Below are 19,668 nucleotides of genomic sequence, written 5' to 3' on the forward strand. Positions count from 1 at the left end.
TCTCGCTGCTTGTTTATTTCCCCATGATGATGCCTCTCAACCCGCTTGTCAATAGCCTTTGAGATGCGCTTACCCTGGCTGGTAAAGCACGGGAAAGGGTGCATTATGGTTCTTTGGATGTGGAAGATTTAGGGAGAGTTTATGAAGCTTTGTTGGAACTAGAACCGGGAATTACCACTGAACCAATGTGTCGATTAAGGCGGCAAAAGTTAGAGGTAGTTGTTCCAGTTGCTCAAGGAGAAAAGTATCGACCAGTTAGTAGTAAGGGCTTTAGTGTAGAGTTGGAGCAGGAGGAAGAAGAGGAAACAGAAGAAGAGGAAGAAGATACACCTAAACGCGGGAAAAAGACGAAGGTTGATTGGATTGAGGAAATTCCACCTGGGCGTTTTTATTTGCGGGTGGGATTGGGTAGAAAAGCGAGTGGTTCTTATTATACGCCTCATTCTTTTGTGCGTTTTTTGGTTCAGGAAACTTTGGAACCCCAAATCAATGAAAAATCGCCTAAAAATGACCCCAAACCAGGGGAAATTCTCAAGCTGAAAGTGTTAGATCCTGCAATGGGAAGCGGTCATTTTTTGGTAGAAGCTTGTCGGTTTTTAGGGGATAAATTATATGAAGCTTGTCGCTTATGCGATGAATTGGCGACGGAAGCGGAGAAGCAAGCGGAAGAAATAAAAAACCGAATTTCCTCAGCAGAATTATCAGCAGAAACCCAATTACTAGAAGCGGCATTATCTAAAGCTAAACTCTACCGTCAACGGGTGATAGATTTACCCGATCCTGATGATAAATTGTTGAAATATTTGCCTTCTTCTGCACCGGAAAAAGAGGAAACTGGTTATTCTCAAACTGAGGCGATCGCTTTGTGTCGGCGGTTAGTAGCGGTGCACTGTCTTTATGGTGTGGATAAGAACCCCTTAGCGGTGGAATTGGCGAAGTTATCCCTTTGGTTAGAGTCTCATGGTGAAGGGTTGCCTTTGACTTTTTTAGATCACCGTTTGGTAGTGGGAGATTCTTTAACGGGGCCATTTTTTGAGCATTTACTGAAGGAACCAGGTTCACAAGATGATGTACAAAAGCTAATTTGGCAAGGGGTGAATCAACAGTTTAGAGAAGCGATTAGTGACGCATTAAAGCACGTCCAAGATTTGGAAGCAAGTATCGGGGTAAATATTTCCGAAATTCTGGCGAAGGAAGCAGCAAAGGCAAGGTTAGATCGGGCTTTAGCTCCTTTTAAAATTGTAGCGTCTGCATGGGCTGGTGGAGTAATGTTGGGTAAGGATAAGTGTGACGATCTTGCTTATTCTCGCTTAGTGCAAACGGTGGGAACAACGGGAGATTTACCAGAAGATTTAGGGCAGGTTTCGGGTTTTGGGTATCAGGTTTTAGAAAGTTCGGATGCGGAACAATTAAACCCTAAAAAATCAAAGCTTTTGGCAATGATTGCGCGGGGTTTGGGCGTGGAAAGTGTACCATCTAAGTGTGATGATTTGTTGGCGGTTTTGGTGTCGGGTGAATGTGTGCCAGCTTTGTCTTATGATTTGACGTTTGCTGAGGTGTTTTATCCGAGTTGGAATTTAGAGAATAGGCAGGGTTTTGATGTGGTTTTGGGTAATCCGCCTTGGGATAGGATGTTACCAGCAGATAAAGAGTTTTTTGCTGCTTATGATTTCAATATTTTAGAAGCACCAACAAAGCGAGAAAGAACGGAAATTGAAAAGAAACTAAAAGCTAATCCTGAAATTACTGAGGCGCATGAAAATTATATAGCAGGGTTTAGGAGTGATGAACGGGTTATTAAATCGATCTATAAATATCAAATAGCAATAGTTAATGGTGACAAGACTATTGGAAAGCAAGATGTTTTTCGTGCTTTTATGGAACGAAATGCACAATTACTAAAACCATTAGGATTAACAGGTGTTGTGGTTCCCTCTGCCTTTCATGCTAATGAAGGTGCCACAGGAATCAGGCAGCTTTATTTAGAAAATATGGAACTAAAATGCTGTTACTCATTTGAAAATAGGCGAAAATTATTTGAAATTGACTCTCGTTTTAAGTTTGCTGCTATTATTGCATCACGCCAAGGAAGTACAAAAAACTTTCCTTGTGCTTTCTATCTTCATGATGATGAATGGCTGTTTCGTGACAAAAAAGAACGTCCACCGCTTGATTATAATCTTGATTTTGTTCAAAAAACAGGCGGTGATTATCTTAGCTTGCTAGAGTTGCAGTCAGAAAAAGATTTGGAAGTTGCTAAAGTTTGTTTTGCTAATGGTGAACCTTTTGGGAAAGTTTGCGATCGCTTAGGCATTAAACTAGGTCGTGAACTGAATATGACCGATGATGCTTGGCGCTTCACACCCACTTCTGAAATTTTACCAAAAGGCAAAGATCCACGCGATCCAGATGTAGCCAAACAACTGTTAGAAATGGGTTATCTCGTACTACATGAAGGTAAAACTTTTCATCAATATGATGATCGATGGGAGTTAAATCCAAACTTTCTACTTTCCTTATCTCACATAAAAGAACGTATTATATGGAAAATTTCTGCACAATTTCATAGATTAGCTTTCCGAAAAATAGCAAGATCTACAGATGAAAGAACTCTAGTAGCTTGTTTACTGCCTACGATATGGCTTTCTAGTGATAGTGTCTATGCAGAACAGGCATCAAGTACTCGTCCAGTTGTGAATGCGTTAGTTATTTCAGCAATTTGCTCAAGCTTTACAACAGATTGGGTTACACGCCAACTTGTATCTGCTAATGTTAATCTTTTCATCCTTAACCGTGTTGCTTTACCTTACATTAAAGCCTTAATACTTTATACTTTCCTCTCTCATTCTGCCCTTCGCCTTACCTGTAACCATACTGGTTACTTACCCCTCTGGCGAGAACAACTTGGTAATGAATGGCGCGAATATGAAGAGGTGTTAGGCATCAGAGATCAGGTTTCAGGAACAAAACACCTGACACCTGAAACCCGAAACCTGAAATCTAAATTAACTTTCCCAGTTTTATCAACTGATGACGAAAGATGGCAAATACGCACCGCTATTGATGCAGTTATCGCTGATGCTTACGGACTCAATCGCGAACAATACGCCCACATCCTATCAACATTCAGCCACAAAAGTTACCCCAAAGCACCCCAACTCTGCCTCGCTTGCTTTGACGAACTGCAAAACATCGGACTAGAAGCATTCACCCAAAAATATGACCCCTATTGGGATATTCCCCTGAACGAAAATCTACCAAAACCCGTGATAGAGTTACCCACCCCAGAAGTATATGCAGTTTCTACCGATGATGGCACTTTTCAACTTACTGCACCCCCAACTGAAAAACCTAAATCAAGGAGAAAGAAGAAATGAAAGAACAAACCTAAAAGCTAGATGAATCTCAAATCAAATTCCTTAAGAATTACGAAGAATATGAATTTAGAACACCCAACGATCTCGTCATATCTGCCATTCAGCGATTCTAGTTAGAATTGGAGTCAGACAATTTGCAAGAATCTGCTGAACTCTATGCAGAAATCTATGTTGGAGATGAAGAATTACAAGAAATTGCCCTATAGTAACTGATTTAAACAAATTATGAGCTCTAATTTTAAATTGCAAGAAATCCTAGAGAAAGGCGACGATTCCCTAGTTGCTACTAGCATCTTTCTCAGCCAAAAAATGGCAATTTTAGATTGTACGGGAGTTGATATAGTTTCCCCTAGCCAACTCGATTTGCTATTTTCGAGAATTCCCGAAACTTGGGATTTTGCCCAACTAAGAGAAATTATCGATGCTTCCACTCTCAGCGACTCCTTAGAATCTCACTTTTTCCAATATGTTAATCAAAGACTTGGAAAAGAAGAACCTAACAACATAGATTCTGAAAAAGCCTATACAGAGGAAAATGAACCCTCTATCAGTAATTTCTCATTAACTATTACCCAACATCAACCTCTCCATCCTATTCGCATTCTTGACCAAGTAACAGAAGAATACAAAGATTATCTTAAAACCGAGTTTCGGGCTAAAGACCCCCAACTAAAAGCAGCATTAGAAAGAGAATTAGATACACCCTTATTCTTAGCCCAAGAACCCTTTTATCAAGCCCATCGCCCCTTCAAAGACGGTGCTAGATGGCATGATTTACCAATTGATTCCCAATTGGCAACAGTCATGAAAAAAAGGACAAAAAGCGAATATGCTTACTTGCACCAAAGTCAAGCAATTTCTCATCTTTTAGGTGCTAACGCTTCCCCCTTAGTTGTTACCACCGGAACAGGTAGCGGTAAAACTGAATCTTTCCTACTACCAGTCATTCAAAATGCCATAGAAGACTCGATTCAATTCAAAAAATCGGGATTAACCGCCATCTTAGTTTATCCGATGAACGCCCTTGCCAATGACCAAGAATTGCGGATTAATGATTTCCTGCAAAAATCCGGTTGGCAAGGTGCAATATCGGTGAGAAAATACGACAGAGGCACGAAACAAGCAGAACGGGAAGAACTTCGGAAAAATCCGCCTCATATTCTTTTAACTAATTACATGATGCTGGAATATCTGCTAGTTCGTCCAGCCGATAGAGAAGCAATTTTTGCAAACCATCGTTGCCACTTTTTAGTTTTAGATGAAGTTCATACTTATCGGGGAACACTAGGCAGCAATATCGCCTTACTCGTGCGGCGATTAAAAGCCCATTTAACTAATGCCAAACAAGATGATCTTACTAACATTTCTCCCGATATTCAAACCCGTCGCTATCCTCAACTAATTCCCGTCGGTACTTCCGCCACAATTAAAAGTGTTGCTGAAGAACAATACACCCAAGAAGAAAGAATTCAACTACGAGATGGAGCTGTTCAAAATTTCTTCAGTAAACTAACAGGCGCTAGTAAAAATACAATTCGAGTCATTGGTGAAGAACTGCAAGATATTCAAACTCCCGAAACCGCTATCTATTCTCCTCAACCTATCACGATAAAAGACTTCGACCTCACCAACCCCGAAGCGGTTAGACAAACCCTCTGTGCATTAGGCAACCAACCCCCAGACACGCCCTTAGAAGTTGCCGTAAATCACGCCCGCTTGCTGTGGGACTTAAATCGCTGGCTAATGCGATCGCCCTTATCAATATCACAAATAGTCGAAAAAGTCAAAGCAGAAATTAAAGAACGCTCTCAATGTAACGATAGCGAACTAAGAAGCGAAGTAGAAACCGCCCTGCTAGTTGGTGCAGCCTTACCAGAAGGCACCCCCAGCGCATTGCAACTTCGCGCCCATCGCTTAATTCGAGGCGGGTGGCAATTTCACCGTTGTATTAAACCCACCTGCGGCAAACTTTACCCAATGGGCGAAGAACGCTGTCAATGCGGACATCAAACAGCACCTTTATATCTATGTCGTAACTGCGGCGCTGACTACCTACGCTTTACTGGCGAACCCACTTCTCAACCCCTACAACCTTCCGCTGTTCCTGATGATAGCTCAGAATGGATGCTCTACGACCCCAGTCGGTTTGATATGCCAGCAGATACCGAGGAAGACAGCGAAGAAGAACCCCAACCCCAACCCCGTACTACTCGCAAAGGTAGCCAAAAACAAACCAAACAAATCAAAAAACGCCCCGTTCTGCAAGGTTCCTTTGATACCTCGACTCTCTCCTTCAGTACCAACTCCAAAGACTACCCTTGGCAAGTCACCCTCGCCCCCGCCCGTACCCGTTGCCTTTGTTGTGGCGGTACAGCCGGAAGCCGAAATGTTATTACCCCCGTAGCATTGGGAACTTCAGCCGCCGTAAAAGTGCTGAGTGAAGGATTAGTAGAAGCCTTAGCCCAAGCCAACTCTAACCAACCTAACCATGATGGCAAAGAACGCTTGTTAGTTTTCAGCGATAGCCGTCAAGATGCCGCCCACCAAGCAAGATTTATTGTTTTTACCAGTCGGTACGATCGAATGCGGCGACGGGTGATACAAATTTTAAAAGAACAGAAAGATGGTTCACTTTCCTTACAGCGAGTGGTAGAATTGCTGGGAGATATGGGCGGGAAAGAACATGATAACAAATACGTCCCAGCTAACCCCACCGTCTTTCTAAATGATGAAACAAAACACAGAATTCGTGTTTGGGAAGAAGCACCTTTGCTTGATGAATTAGCAGTAAACGCTGGATATCGTGCCACATTAATGAACTTGGGCTTAGTGCAAGTTAAATATCACCATTTAGATGAATACGTGCAAACTAACGGGTTAGAAATTGCCAAAATTTTAGGTATTTCTCAGGAGATTTTAGAATATATTTCTCGTTGTTTGTTAGATGAAATCCGCATTCGCGGCTGTCTTTCTCGCGAATTACTACGTTATCATCCTCAACATCCCAGTTCTCCCAGCTACACAAAAGCCGCTGAATGGGAACGACGGATGAAACAACCCCAAGGTTATGCTTTTTTAAGTGAACAACCTGTCCCTTATTTAGATAGTGCCACCATACCTTATGGGATTAAACTACATAACCCTTGGCGTAAACCAAAAGCAGGTGGGAGAGCGCCCAGTTTAGAGCGCATTCTTAAACACTTACTAACTCGCTGTGGTGGCATTGAACCAACAGAGGAACAGATGGTAGAACTGTTAGCGTGGTTGCAAAATGGTAGTTTCTTAGTCGCTTCAGAATTATACGGTGCTAGAGAAAAAATAAATCTTTTACAAGTGAATGCGGAAGTAGTTCATCTGCATTTAGCCACCGCACAACAACGCTACCGTTGTGAAGTTTGTTCCGCTCATAAGTTAGGAGCAAAAAAAAGTTTACCTTGTTCTTATTGTCACGGTAATTTAAAACATTGGTCAGAATCAGAAGTGTTAGAAAATCGCAATGTAAAACGGATTCTTGCCAATAATTTTGTTCCTTTAGAAGCTGGAGAACATACTGCCCAAGTTCCTAACGATGTTAGAGTAGAACTTGAAGAGGATTTTAAAGCACCAGCAACAGAATCAAAAGTTAATTTATTAGCTTGTTCTCCTACTTTAGAAATGGGCATTGATGTTGGTGGGTTAGATGCAGTTATCCTCCGAAATGTACCACCTCGCCCCGATAATTATGCTCAACGGGGAGGACGTGCAGGACGGCGTACCCGCATTGGTTTAGTCGTCAGTTATGCACGCAATACACCCCACGATCAATATTTTTACGATAAACCCACAGAAATGATAGCTGGGGAAGTACCTGCACCGGCTTTAGCATTGGGCAACCGAGATGTAATTTTCCGGCATTTAAATGCGATCGCATTTGGTGCAGCCGAACCGGGTTTAGCTGGCAAAATGGTTGAATACGTTTCCGCGCAAGGTGACATTAAAACAGAAGCGGTGGATGCTTTAATTGCTGGTGTGGAGGCACAATGCGATCGGGCTGTTACTCTAGCACAAGAAGCTTGGGAAGAAACAGTCTTAAATGAAGCGGGACTGAGTGAAACGCAATTGCGTGAGCATTTAAAAACCTTAGCATCACGTATTCAAGATGTCATTAACCGCACCGCCCGACAAGTCAAAGAACTACGAACCGCCCTCAATACCTACTCCGCCGAACTACAAGGAGAACGCGCTGGCACCCGCGCCGCCCAATTAATAGCCCGAATTTTAGGGATTGAAACCGACAAAAAACGCAATGCTAATGAAGCAGACGATCGTTCTGGTGGGTATCCCTTACGCCGTTTCGCCGAATTTGGCATCCTTCCCGGTTACGAATTTCCTACCCAACCCGCAGCACTGCGATTGTTGGGCGACGAACGAGAAGATGACCCCATCAGCGTAGCCCGTCGCTTCGGTATTGCTCAATTTCAGCCCAATGCTCAAGTTTTCGCCCGTACCAAACGCTGGAAAGTCATCGGTTTGGATAACGCTTCACCTTGGAATCCTAGAACCGAAAGTGCTACTTGGTTGTATCGATTATGTAATACTTGCGAGTTACGATTTGATGCCAACGAACCTTCTTGTCCCCGTTGCAGAAATAATGCGCCAGGAAAGTCATTCCCGGCGGGTGAATTTGCCGGATTTTTAGCACGACGGGACGAAAGTCCAATTCTCGATGAAGAAGAACGCTATGCTACGCGCAATTTAGTAAAAACTCATCCCCAATGGAACGGACAAGTAATAGCAAGGTGGACTGTCACCCCAGGATGGGGACTGCGCCTAAGTCGGGATGAGGAAGTTCGCTGGATTAATGAAGGTTTACCTCCTACTGACAAAGAACGTACTGATGGTATTCCTCTACTACACAACGAGGTGAAGGGATATCTACTTTGTAGCGATTGTGGACGAATTCTAGAAAATCCTGATCGGCAAAATACCACGCAAGGACGGCGAAAAACACGCAAATCCGATCAAGATGATCCCTTTGGTCATGCAGATAAATGTCCGCAAGCTGGGAAGTCACCGCAACCATTAGCGATCGCTACTTCTAGTAAAGCAGAAGTATTACGGCTAGTGTTACCCGTTCCCAGTTCTATGCCAAAAGAGGATTTCCAGTCTTGGGGATTATCTCTAGGCTATGCACTGAAAGCTGGAATGCAGCATCTATATATGCTAGACGGTTCGGAGGTTGATTTTGAGTTTGAGGGAATGTGGCAAGTTAATAATGGCGGAAAACGTTACGGTCTAGTATCGTTAACATTTATCGATCCGAGTTTAGGTGGAAGTGGTTATCTGCGTCGCATTGCTACTGAGTTCGATCAAGTGGCGAAAGAGGCGATCGCTCATTTAGATCATCCTAATTGCGAAACAGCCTGTTATCGTTGCCTAAAATCTTATCAAAATCAACGCTATCACGAACTACTAAACTGGCTGCAAGTAATCCCCGCATTAGAACAATTAGCACAATCACCCCCGGTTACTCGTCCCTTAGAAACTGGCGACCTTGACGATCCGCTTCCTTGGTTAGAAGCATATAATGCGGGGGTGGGTTCGCCTTTAGAACTAAAGTTTTTACGCTTATTTGAACAACACGGATTTCAACCAGAAAAACAAGTTCCCGTGCCAGCTAATAACCCAATTTCTATTGCTGATTTTGCTGTACCAGAACGAAGATTGGCAATTTATATTGATGGGGCAGCATTTCATAAAGGCGTGAATCGGAGACGCGATCGCTTGATTCGCGATCGGCTTACCAATGATAATCCGCCTTGGCGGGTAGTAGTGTTAGGTGCAGCTGATTTAACTAAGGGTGCAGCCTTGGTCAAAGAATTAATCAACTGAATAGGGTTGATCTGGTTGTTTGATTAACAGGTGATGTTTAAAAGACACTGTTGGCAAATTCAGGAAAAGCCTATATGTATCCCACATTCCGCACCCTGAACTGTCACACTACGAATTTTCGGAGTTTGGCGAAATTGAACTGGCGATCGCAAGTCCAATTTCCCACTTGCGTGTATAAAAAGTGACTATTTTGGTTCACAAAATTCCACAAAAACCGATTGTGACAGTGGAGGGTGCGGAAAGTGGGTTCAAAAGTTTATGGCGTAAAATTCTCACCCAGTATGGCTTTACCCTCCTTAGAACCTAAAAATTTTATGGCGTAAACTGGGTCACCTCCAATACACTCAGCCGCCTGTGTCTGGCTCATCCGGTAACTGCCCGGACGGCAGCATGAACCCATCGACGGTGAGAGAACCTATTTGCACGCCCGGTTTGGACGGCTCTAACTGATTCGGTCAGTAGAATTTTCTCCTTTGCTAGATAGTTGTCTATTTCATTGGTCTTCCACCCTACTTACCGATGGTTGTGCAACCTGTTAAACATCCGGGCTGCAAGGCTTATAACCTATGGAGGGCAAGAGAGTGCAACCTGTTAAAGCAACCGTTTTCGTAGCTCCAAGTTTGAAATGCCTCCAGTTTCTCCCAGTAAGCGTTTGAGGGTCTTTAAATCCAAAAAGTTTGAAACGCCAGATCGTACCTAAAACCTTTGTCAGCTAAAGCTTTTAGCTTATTTGTTGGTTTTGAGGGTAGTGCCAAAGTTTCTCTATTGCTAGACAACGATTAGACATCAACTAGCTCTCTTGGTTCCTTTGCCCTGCTTGCTTTTGGTAGCCCAAGAGGGGGAAACGTAGACCGGCAATTCCTCAACCACTACTGTTGAACGTATTGCTCTCTGCCGTTTTTGGGATGGAAGCCTCCTGTTCTTGCTTATCTTTCAACTCAAAATACTCATTTATCAAGTCTTCTAGACCTTGGCTGTTGTCCACACCACGTTCAAGGCAAAACATTTTAAACCGTTTATATAGGCTTTTTGGTATGTGACCCCGAAGGGCGGCGTAACCTGGGTCTTCTTTTTTTGCTGGCACAGTAGCTAAAACTAAACTTCGCAACTTCTCTCTCCATTGTTTCATAAGGCTCCGACGCAGTTTGGGTTGCAACTTATTCGTAGTGCGAAGTTGCTACTTCGCAACTTATAGATTATACTAACCCTCATAGACGCACGCAGAGCTAGCCAAGAGCGTAAAACGGTCATCCGTAAACTCCCGCAAGGGAATGCCCGCGCACTAACTCAAAAGCGCCTTAAACCCAACGCCCGCAAAACTTTCGCAGATTGGCGTTCGCGGGCTGACAAAAAAACCAAACCAAACCCCGCCCCCTCTGACTGGAAATCTTCTGGGGCGGGGTTTGGCACTCACAAATAAATGGAGATTTCCTCTATGTTCGCAGATTACGGGCAGCCATCGCAACCCGCCCAACCAAGCTTTGTAGAAATACCCAATCCCCGCGTCACCACCACAATGGGGCGCATGGAAGTGACCGACGTTCGCCCTGAAACCGTCATGGGTCGCCTGCTCGATGACCGAGATAATTTGATACAGGAAGAGGGACAACCGATTTACCTGTGCGTTCGGAAACACGAGATTTTGTGTGCCACCGAACGAGCCAACATGATGAGTTGGTGGCAACTGGAGGAACAAGCCGTGGCGACCTACACAGCACTCCGAAAATATTCAATCGAATCCTTAATCAACCGATTGGACGGGCTCAACTTGGATGAACTCTACGCTTTACGAACCTTGGTTTGTTTGGAGAGCGACCCGTCAAGAGCGTACTCCGGCACTGTCAACAGCGACTTATCCCACTTGCAGCTTTGGTTTCCCACAGTGCGAGTTCTTGATCGTGTCGAACAAAACCAACTAGCAAGCGCACTGGGAAAAGCGAATAGCAAGCGACTCCAACGCACCGACAGCACCTACACCGGGCGACGGGAGGAACGATTAATTCTTGAGTTGATAGAAGATGGCATCTAAAAATTCTCTTTTAGTCACGTTAGTGGGTTGAGTTTTTTTTGATGCGCCACTTGTCCAACCTAGAACTAATCACGCCACCCAGAATATCTGGAACACCTTCCACGCGACTAATCCCCTAGAACGAGTAGGAGGCTCCAATGATGACAACAAACTTTGATATTAGGCTGGCAAGGACACCAAGTTTCAGGCCACAAGTAGTTTATTCGCAAAATCTGGATTTTGTGCCTAGTCCAGACGATACTTTACCGTCGATTATCAGGGATGCCAATAGTTTGCCAGCTCAATCTGATGGCTGTGAACGGGTAAGGGTAATGGTTTTTGGATCGAGCTACGGGGTTACTTACACGATTCGCTGGCTTTAAAAGCTACAGTTCGCTCATATCAGTGAATGGAGTTTCCTTATGCCTGCTCCAAGTGAGGGTGAATTTATGAGCATTGTTACTAAGCGAATCCCCTTGAATCCAACTAACTAATTGGCATCAAACTTGGTAATAACTTAGTAACAACTTCTTCGGCGACGCTGGCGATAGTTTTATCTGTATCAAAAGCGATCGCCAGTTTCTTCTATCAGACACGAGTGAGGCATGACTATGACCAACGGCAACGGGCCTAACGGTGATACGCCCCAACCCGATCCAATACAACAGTTAACGGAATATGTTGAATCTGTAGAGATTTCTCTGGAAATCCAGGAAGATAAAACAGATGCTATTGAAGATCAGGTGGCAAGTCTTACCGAACAGCTAACCGAGTTGAAACAACAAGTGAAACAGATGTATGGAGATGAAGACGACTGGCAACGGATGTCAAAGACTTGACGGACTTATCGCACGCCGTCAGGCTAAAAACCGATTGCAACGGTCAAAGCTAGAGCGAACCAAGCGCTTGCGAGATGAAGCTGCTTTGAGTAGACCTTTTAGAAAGTCCCCTTTGCTTGACTTCGTTGATGATTTGGTACACCGTCCCCCGAACCAAGAGCAGATGCGCCAGCTTAAGGAATTGCTCTTAGAAGAACAGAAGGCGATCGCTCAACTGATTGCCCTAATTGACCAACACCTAGATTGATTTACTTCCCTGATTGAAGCCGAGGTGATTCTTCAAAGATGTTATGAGGCGGTCAATAGACACGCCTCTTCATCTTTTTAAGGGCGCGAACCTGAAAGTTATCAAATATTATAAAGATTATCAGTATTTTCCCCTCAATGGAAACCACCGAGCTCTCTTGAGATTGCCTAGCCGCTCTCAAATTAATGAAGCGGATGGCAGCGGATTCGGCTCAAATCAATTGTCCCGTCCCTATTCCTCAAAAGAAGCGATGAGCTCCCAATCAATACCATCATCAGGGAACAGAGATAACTGCCCAGGTGATACGTTAGACTGACCCCTATTGTGGTACGAAAGATGGCACGCAGTACACAGGGCGACTAAGTTTTCGAGACGATTGTCCTCTGGTATCCGATTGCGGTGGTGCACCGTCAAAGTCAAAGCACACCGTTCGGATTTAGTTAAACCGCTTTGTTTACCGGGTCTGAGGCACTGTTGGCGGCACTTAGCGCAGCGCCACCCCGCATTTTCCTTGATTGATAGCGCAATCTCAGACCAATTATCGGGATACCTCTTTGGTTTAGGCATAATAATTGTAAACGCTCATCTCTCTCTAGTATGGCGAGATATTTTGTTGCCATTACTCAGAATACCGCCTCATCTAGGTCTAAAAGATATCGCATTCGGGGAGGCAAGGGCAGGACAGGGCGGGTTGGGGTTTGGGTTTGGGTTTTTAGTAATGTTAGGGGTGAGGAAGTTCACAGCCTGAGTGCTGCTCACGGCATCTCTTAATCAGGAGGCAAAGGAAATGGATCAGGCAACTTTAAGGCAAATGGCGATGGCTACGTTTTCACAAGTTGGCATTCAATTGGATGAAGCTAACGTCAAGGCGGAGATTGACGATAACTGGTTTCTTGGTGGTCTTGAGCCAACCAATCAACTTTACTTTGTGCATTTGCTAGTTGACGGACAAGGGCGGGAAGAACCGGGGCGACATGGTTGGGTAGAGTTCAATTGGAAAGGAGAGGTGCTCCCGTTGGGAGCTGCTGGAACAGGATGAATATGGTAAGCAAGAAATTGCCAGCAGCAATGATGGGATTGAGTACAGTCGCATGAATCCCCCTATCCGTAAGCCCATGCCCATTCGCTATCGGCCGCTCTTACCCCCTGCCAGCACCACATTATAAGTATGGTAGTTAGTGCATATCGCCATGCCCCAGCGAGTCTCCATCAGCCACCATTTCTGAGAGAAATGTCAGGGGATTGCTCATATCAGCAGCGAAACCAAGGATGGCGCGATCTCGATGTTCGTAGATTAAATCTCCCCGAGCATTAAACAAGAAAGTTGCGCCTCGTTGAGTGAGATAAGCAGCATTTGGAACATAGGTTTTCCAATTACTCAGCACTTCTCCCATATTACGCAGCCGCAAAGTTGCCAATTCAAATGGACGCTGGAAACCTTTGCCACCTGCCCACCGGAAAGTGGAGCCTCTGAGGGGTGGAAGAGGGAAAGCCTGAATAATTTCATCATCACCAATTAATTGAGGTGCTCTTGCGTCGCCTCGATATCCTCTCCATACTTCTGCCAGAGTGCCAGGGCTACCAATCCCGGAACACATGAACAATAGATTGAGGTAGTGCGATTCGTTGAAACGTGAATCACGGTAATCAGTCCGTACATAGCGTTTCCAGCCACAAGGCTGAACTCTCGGTCTGATAAGGGTGCAAGTCCCTTCTGCCAGACTCAGGTATGACTCCCTATCTGCCCACACCGACCAAGCTCGATTCTTGGAGAGTGAAGCTGGGAACAGGACGCAATCAGACATCTAATGTGGGGTGACACTTGGCGTTAATGGGGGGTTCCAACGGTGAAACAGAGCCTAGAAAAGTAACTTAATCTAGAGCGGGTCACAGACCAAAAATCCCGACTCCACTGGAGATTATTCCCGCCGAATCATCTGTCTTAATATCGGCAAGAGTCTAGGGGATTCAGTAGTTAAATTGGCTCCACCTAAAGGAACAATCAATCACGCCCGAGGGAACGAAGAAAAACGAACTAAGGGTCAAGGGGAAGTCGAACCCCGACGTAGGCTGGACGAGCAGCGGAACCCCCTTAGTTCGGGTAGGACAGACCGTAACTGGTCGCTCGGTGTTCAGAAAACATAAGTTAGAGCAGAGCATGATTAGACACAGCAGCAATGTTAGTGAATCTTGGAAGACGTTACCTTGGAAGAAATTCCGAAGGGACTTATTTCGCCTACAAAAACGAGTGTTTAAAGCGATTCAAGTTGGAGACAAGCAGAAAGCGAAGTCCCTTCAAAAGCTAATTCTGAAATCTCGGGCTGCAAGAATGTTGGCGATACGTCAAGTAACTCAACTAAATGCTGGCAAAAAGACTGCGGGAATCGATGTCCAAGCCTCACTCACATTTGAGGAAAGGTTTGCCCTGAGTGAAGAACTCAGAGCCAAAAGTAACAACTGGAAACATCAGAAGTTACGTTCAATACCAATCCCTAAAAAGGATGGGAGTACCCGCCTCCTTAAGATACCGACTATCGCCGATAGAGCGTGGCAATGCCTCGCAAAATACGCGAAGCGAGCCAGCTCACGAAGCCACTTTCCACGCTACGAGTTATGGATTTAGAACAGGAGTGCGATTCGTTGGGTAGAAACTAGCCCTGAAATGGGTAGAGGATTACCCGCAAGTAACATAAGAACCTTGACAATCTGATAGTCATGTGGGTGAGAGAAAAGTATCCTAGAACCGCTCAAGTCCCACCCTCCAGGTGCAGGAGTGAAAGCACACAGAGCGCAGTTCTGAACTGTGTCCCCCAGGGTAGCGACTAGCCATCAATCCCTGAAGCGGGGGTGAAAGGTGTCAATGCTGGAAGCCTAATCTGGCAATCACCAAGCAAGAGTTCATGAGTAGGCATACGAAGGTACGTTTAACCATCGTCATGAATAACCAGCGGAATCAGGCTTACACGCTGGGAGTCCCAAACAGGGCAAGGATAATGGGGAGTTGGCAATTCCTGGTTGACCAACAAGCACTTCCTCCAAACCCGGTGGATAGTACCACTCTAAAAACTCTATCAATGGCTATCAGAAACGAAGTAACCTCTCGTAAGCTCTCAGTCAGATCGCGATGACTGAGTAGGTGCTAACCGGATGCTGCGAGTAGGAAAGATTGAGTCAAAAGCCAAAGCCTGAAGTAATGTTCAGGATATGCAGACAGACTCACGATGTTTTGGAAGATAGAGACTCAAGTAAGGAGTATAAATGTCTAAAACGAGTTTAAAGACTACGGTGGAATGGCGCTCGATCAACTGGCGCAAGCTAGAGCGGCGAGTTTACAAGCTCCAAAAGAGAATCTATCAAGCCTCTCAACGTGGTGATGTAAAGGCATTACGCAGATTCCAAAAGACGTTGATGAATTCTTGGTCAGCAAGAGCATTATCGGTTCGTAGAGTTACCCAAGATAACACTGGCAAAAAAACAGCAGGAGTGGATGGAATTAAATCCCTATCCCCAGCAGCTCGTTTGAAGTTAGTAAACAATTTAAAACTTGGTTCTAAGGTCAGCCCGACCCGGAGAGTATGGATTCCAAAACCGGGAACGGAAGAGAAGCGACCTCTAGGTATACCTACAATGAAAGACCGAGCCTTGCAAGCGCTCGTCAAGATGGCACGCTTAGCCTGAATGGGAAGCGCGATTTGAACCCAATAGTTATGGATTCAGAGCCGGAAGGTCATGTCATGATGCAATCGAAGCAATATTCAACGAGATTAGGTATAAAGCCAAATACGTGCTAGATGCCGACATCTCCAAGTGTTTCGACAAAATCGACCATGTAGCACTGCTAAATAAACTTAATACATTCCCCACCATCCGCCGTCAAATACGAGCCTGGTTAAAAGCGGGAGTGATGGACAATATGCAGCACTACGAGACATCTGAGGGTACTCCACAGGGTGGGGTCATCTCCCCACTACTAGCAAATATTGCCCTCCACGGGATGGAACACCGGATTAAGCAAGCTTTCCCCAGAAGGACAATAGTCAAGAAAGGGAAATACTCTGGTTATCAATCAGGAGCAACATTAATCAGGTATGCAGATGACTTCGTGAGCGCGACACGATGTCGCATGTTGTGAGTGAGGAGGTGACTTCTCTAGGTTAGTGTCCAAACCTATCCTCAATCTCCAAGGGCATCACTGGTAACGGTGGGGTCTTTTGCAAGGAGGTAACGTCTAAGGAGCGTCCAAGCCATTTGGACAAACCGGGCAAGAGGAAGACTGAATGGGTGAACGCAAGTGAATCTCTGATGAGGCTGCGTGACGTCTGGTCATCGAAATATGGCTGATACGGTGATGAAGGGACAATGAACCTCGGTCTTACCAACCGAGGCACGGAATTCGGTCTTATGAATCGAATTCGAGGACACCCCGTCCCCGCAGTAAAGGAGACACCCTCTTCAGTTGCATCTCTAACATGTGGAACGTGGTAACCCCAATGGGGTCTGGATTTCCAGTAAGTCAACCGCAAGGACGACTGAATTCCCCAGTGGGACAGGGATGACCCAAGAAGCGAACGCCAGTAAGCCGAAAGGCAAAGGAAATCCATAACCTGCTGGATAGGGCAATACCCAACCTGAAAGGGTGCTGACGTGGGTCAGGTGAATTACCCAAAGACTTCTGTAATGATTTCTCACTCAGGGTCAAGTTAGATGCAAAGCATGGCTTTAGCAAACGGAACCAAAGGGCAAACCGATTGGAACGCCATTAACTGGCGCAAAATCAATCGGACTGTCAGGAATTTGAGACAGAGAATCTTTCGGGCGACCACAGAACGGAACTATAAAAAGGTACGTTCGCTTCAAAAGCTAATGCTACGAAGCTATGCCAACATTCTGATGAGTGTTCGCAGAGTGACACAGCAGAACGCAGGTAGAAATACGCCAGGAATTGACAAAGTAGTGGTGAAAACTCCTACAACCAGAGGCAAATTGGTCGATGAATTATCGGCTTTCACCCTTTGGAGAGTAAAACCTGCGCGTCGGGTGTACATACCGAAAGCAAATGGAAAACAACGCCCACTGGGAATCCCTGTTGTCAAAGACAGATGTCTTCAAGCAATGGTCAAGAACGCTCTTGAACCAGAATGGGAGGCAAATTTCGAGGGAACCAGCTACGGATTCCGCCCTGGTAGAAGTTGTCACGATGCCATTGAGAAGATCTTCGGCTTAGCTCGACCAAATAAACGGAAGAAATGGGTCGTAGATGCTGACATCAAAGGCGCATTTGACAATATCAGCCATGAATTCTTGCTCAAGGCAATTGGTGAAGTCCCTGGTCGGGAACTGATTAAACAATGGCTCAAGGCAGGATACATGGAACAAGGAGTTTTTCATGAAACGGATAGTGGAACTCCCCAGGGCGGCGTGGTGTCCCCCTTGTTGGCTAACATTGCCTTGCATGGAATGGAGGAAGCCATTGGTGTCAAATACGACTCCAGAGGTCAGTCTATTGGAAAGCGAGCAATCGTTCGTTATGCGGACGATTTTGCAGCATTCTGTGAGTCTAAAGAAGATGCCGAAGAAGTGATTGAAATCCTAAAAAGTTGGTTGCAACAAAGAGGGTTAGAGCTATCGGTCCAGAAAACCAAAATTGTTCATCTGAGTGAGGGATTCGACTTTCTAGGCTTCAACATCAGACACTACAGAGCCGAAAAAACCTCTAAAACAGGTTGGAAGCTGCTGATTAAGCCAAGCAAGGAATCGGTAAGCAAAATACGGAATAAGTTGCGAAAGGAATGGCTCTCCTTGCGAGGGTCGAATGTTCTAGCAATTATTAAACGCTTAAACCCGATTATTCGAGGATGGGCGAACTATTTCCGTTCAGGAGTGTCTTGTGAAATTTTTCATAGTCTTGACCGTTGGATGTTTCATCGGGCAGTTCGCTATGTCAAGCACACCCACCCTAAAAAACCCCGTTACTGGAGACAAAGCCGGTATTGGGGCAGGCTGAATTTAGAGCGTAGCGACCGATGGGTATTTGGTGACAAAACCACAGGAATGCATTTGCTCAAATTTAGCTGGTTCAGGATAGAAAGACATATTCTGGTGAAGGGCAGATCATCTCCTGACGATCCAAATCTTAAAATCTACTGGCAAGACAGGGAGAAGGCTAAATCTAAATCTCTTACTCCCAGTAAACAAAAGATTGCTCAGAACCAAGGATGCATTTGTCCTAAATGCGGAGAATCTCTATTCAACGGGGAAGAACTGCATGTTCATCACATTGAACCAAAACAACAGGGTGGGAGCAATAGCTACAAAAATCTCCGATTCTTACACTTCTACTGTCATCAACAGATTCATGCTGCAAAATGACTGAAGCATGTGGAAGCTAGTAATTTGCTTAAGCCGGATGTGCTGAAAGGTACAAGTCCGGTTTTGAGGGGAGGGGGTTACAGCGATGTAATCCCTTTACCCGACTAATTCTAAAACCCAAAGATGATGCGGAGGCAATACTTGATAAAGTCAGCGAATTTCTGGCAGAACGAGGCATGAAGGTTAGTGAAAAGAAAACTAAGTTGACGGCTACGACAGATGGGTTTGACTTCCTCGGTTGGCATTTCAAAGTGCAAAACAACGGGAAATTTAGATGCGTTCCATCAGCGGACAATTTTAAAGCATTCCGTCATTCGGTAAAACACATCGTTAACAACTCGAATTATGGTGCTACGGTCAAAGCTGAGAAATTAGCCCCTGTAGTTAGAGGCTGGAGAAATTACCATCGCTACTGTAAGTTAGATGGGTCACGCTTCTCGCTGTGGTTCCTCAACAATAGAGCCTTCAAGGTATTCAATAAGGAAGCGAAACAGAACCGTTATACTGTCAAGAAATTGATAGAAAAAGCGTTCCCAGCGGTTCCCCACTCCGAAAACAAATTTGTCAATGTCAAAGGGGAGAAATCACCCTACGACGGAGATATAGCCTACTGGAGTGAACGTAACAGCAAGCTCTATAACGGCGAAACCTCTAAAGCTCTAAAACGGCAAAACCATAAATGTGGGAAATGTGGTCTAAAAATTCTAGGCGATGAAAAGGTACATCTGCATCATGTAGACAGTAACCATAGTAATTGGAAAATAAACAACCTTCTAGCGGTTCACTCTCATCTGCCACGATTATATCCACATGAGCAAAGGCGAAAGCCAAGAACATCGGGAGCCGGATGCGGTGAAAATCGCACGTCCGGATCTAACTGACTGGTGTTTAGACTAAGCAGCATAAATTGACTCAGCTATGGCTGAGTTACTAAAAGAAAATATGGAAGAGGAAAAA

At 44.9% G+C, this 19,668-nt stretch carries 12 protein-coding genes and 1 pseudogene; 10 read left to right on the forward strand and 3 right to left on the reverse strand.

Going from position 1 to position 19,668, the window contains the following annotated elements:
- Positions 1-119: 119 nt before the first annotated feature.
- Positions 120-3,377, forward strand: coding sequence for an N-6 DNA methylase (locus QUB30_RS31090; protein ID WP_333341825.1), 3,258 nt, complete (start codon positions 120-122; stop codon positions 3,375-3,377).
- Positions 3,378-3,602: 225 nt separating this feature from the next.
- Positions 3,603-9,248, forward strand: a complete 5,646-nt coding sequence (locus QUB30_RS31095) for a DEAD/DEAH box helicase (protein WP_333341810.1) — start codon at positions 3,603-3,605, stop codon at positions 9,246-9,248.
- Between the two features lie 862 nt (positions 9,249-10,110).
- On the opposite strand, the gene QUB30_RS31100 is transcribed toward QUB30_RS31095, so the two are convergent.
- Positions 10,111-10,377, reverse strand: a complete 267-nt coding sequence (locus QUB30_RS31100) for a hypothetical protein (protein WP_333063584.1) — start codon at positions 10,375-10,377, stop codon at positions 10,111-10,113.
- Positions 10,378-10,683: 306 nt separating this feature from the next.
- Between QUB30_RS31100 and QUB30_RS31105 the strand changes: the two genes are divergently transcribed.
- The 3 genes from QUB30_RS31105 to QUB30_RS31115 all read left to right on the forward strand — a co-directional run bounded on the left by QUB30_RS31105 (position 10,684) and on the right by QUB30_RS31115 (position 12,342).
- On the forward strand, positions 10,684-11,277 hold the full coding sequence (locus tag QUB30_RS31105) for a hypothetical protein (RefSeq protein WP_333341812.1): 594 nt from the start codon (positions 10,684-10,686) through the stop codon (positions 11,275-11,277).
- A gap of 584 nt (positions 11,278-11,861) precedes the next feature.
- Entirely contained in the window at positions 11,862-12,095 is a 234-nt protein-coding gene (locus QUB30_RS31110) for a hypothetical protein (protein ID WP_228042023.1), read from the forward strand.
- Positions 12,061-12,342 carry a hypothetical protein gene (locus QUB30_RS31115; protein ID WP_228042024.1) on the forward strand — a complete coding sequence of 94 codons (282 nt, stop codon included), beginning with the start codon at positions 12,061-12,063 and terminating at the stop codon, positions 12,340-12,342. The genes QUB30_RS31110 and QUB30_RS31115 overlap by 35 nt, the downstream gene beginning before the upstream one ends.
- A gap of 231 nt (positions 12,343-12,573) precedes the next feature.
- Here the strand turns inward: QUB30_RS31115 and QUB30_RS31120 are convergent, their stop codons facing one another.
- Entirely contained in the window at positions 12,574-12,909 is a 336-nt protein-coding gene (locus tag QUB30_RS31120) for an HNH endonuclease (protein WP_194012309.1), read from the reverse strand.
- Between the two features lie 220 nt (positions 12,910-13,129).
- Between QUB30_RS31120 and QUB30_RS31125 the strand changes: the two genes are divergently transcribed.
- Complete coding sequence (locus QUB30_RS31125) at positions 13,130-13,381, forward strand: hypothetical protein (protein ID WP_194008299.1); 252 nt, start codon at positions 13,130-13,132, stop codon at positions 13,379-13,381.
- A gap of 136 nt (positions 13,382-13,517) precedes the next feature.
- Here the strand turns inward: QUB30_RS31125 and QUB30_RS31130 are convergent, their stop codons facing one another.
- Positions 13,518-14,147: an AhpC/TSA family protein gene (locus QUB30_RS31130; RefSeq protein ID WP_333341817.1), complete on the reverse strand. Its 630-nt coding sequence runs from the start codon at positions 14,145-14,147 to the stop codon at positions 13,518-13,520.
- 353 nt (positions 14,148-14,500) lie between these two features.
- Between QUB30_RS31130 and QUB30_RS31135 the strand changes: the two genes are divergently transcribed.
- The 4 genes and pseudogenes from QUB30_RS31135 to QUB30_RS31150 all read left to right on the forward strand — a co-directional run bounded on the left by QUB30_RS31135 (position 14,501) and on the right by QUB30_RS31150 (position 19,592).
- Positions 14,501-14,965, forward strand: coding sequence for a reverse transcriptase N-terminal domain-containing protein (locus QUB30_RS31135; protein ID WP_333341819.1), 465 nt, complete (start codon positions 14,501-14,503; stop codon positions 14,963-14,965).
- Between the two features lie 635 nt (positions 14,966-15,600).
- Positions 15,601-16,447: pseudogene (locus tag QUB30_RS31140) on the forward strand (reverse transcriptase domain-containing protein); the annotation flags it as partial.
- A gap of 608 nt (positions 16,448-17,055) precedes the next feature.
- Positions 17,056-18,711: a group II intron reverse transcriptase/maturase gene (gene ltrA / locus QUB30_RS31145; RefSeq protein WP_333341821.1), complete on the forward strand. Its 1,656-nt coding sequence runs from the start codon at positions 17,056-17,058 to the stop codon at positions 18,709-18,711.
- A 176-nt stretch (positions 18,712-18,887) separates the two neighbouring features.
- Positions 18,888-19,592, forward strand: coding sequence for a group II intron maturase-specific domain-containing protein (locus tag QUB30_RS31150; RefSeq protein WP_333341823.1), 705 nt, complete (start codon positions 18,888-18,890; stop codon positions 19,590-19,592).
- Positions 19,593-19,668 lie beyond the last annotated feature (76 nt).

The organism is Microcoleus sp. BROC3 (assembly GCF_036702515.1).
Taxonomy (GTDB): Bacteria; Cyanobacteriota; Cyanobacteriia; order Cyanobacteriales; family Microcoleaceae; genus Microcoleus.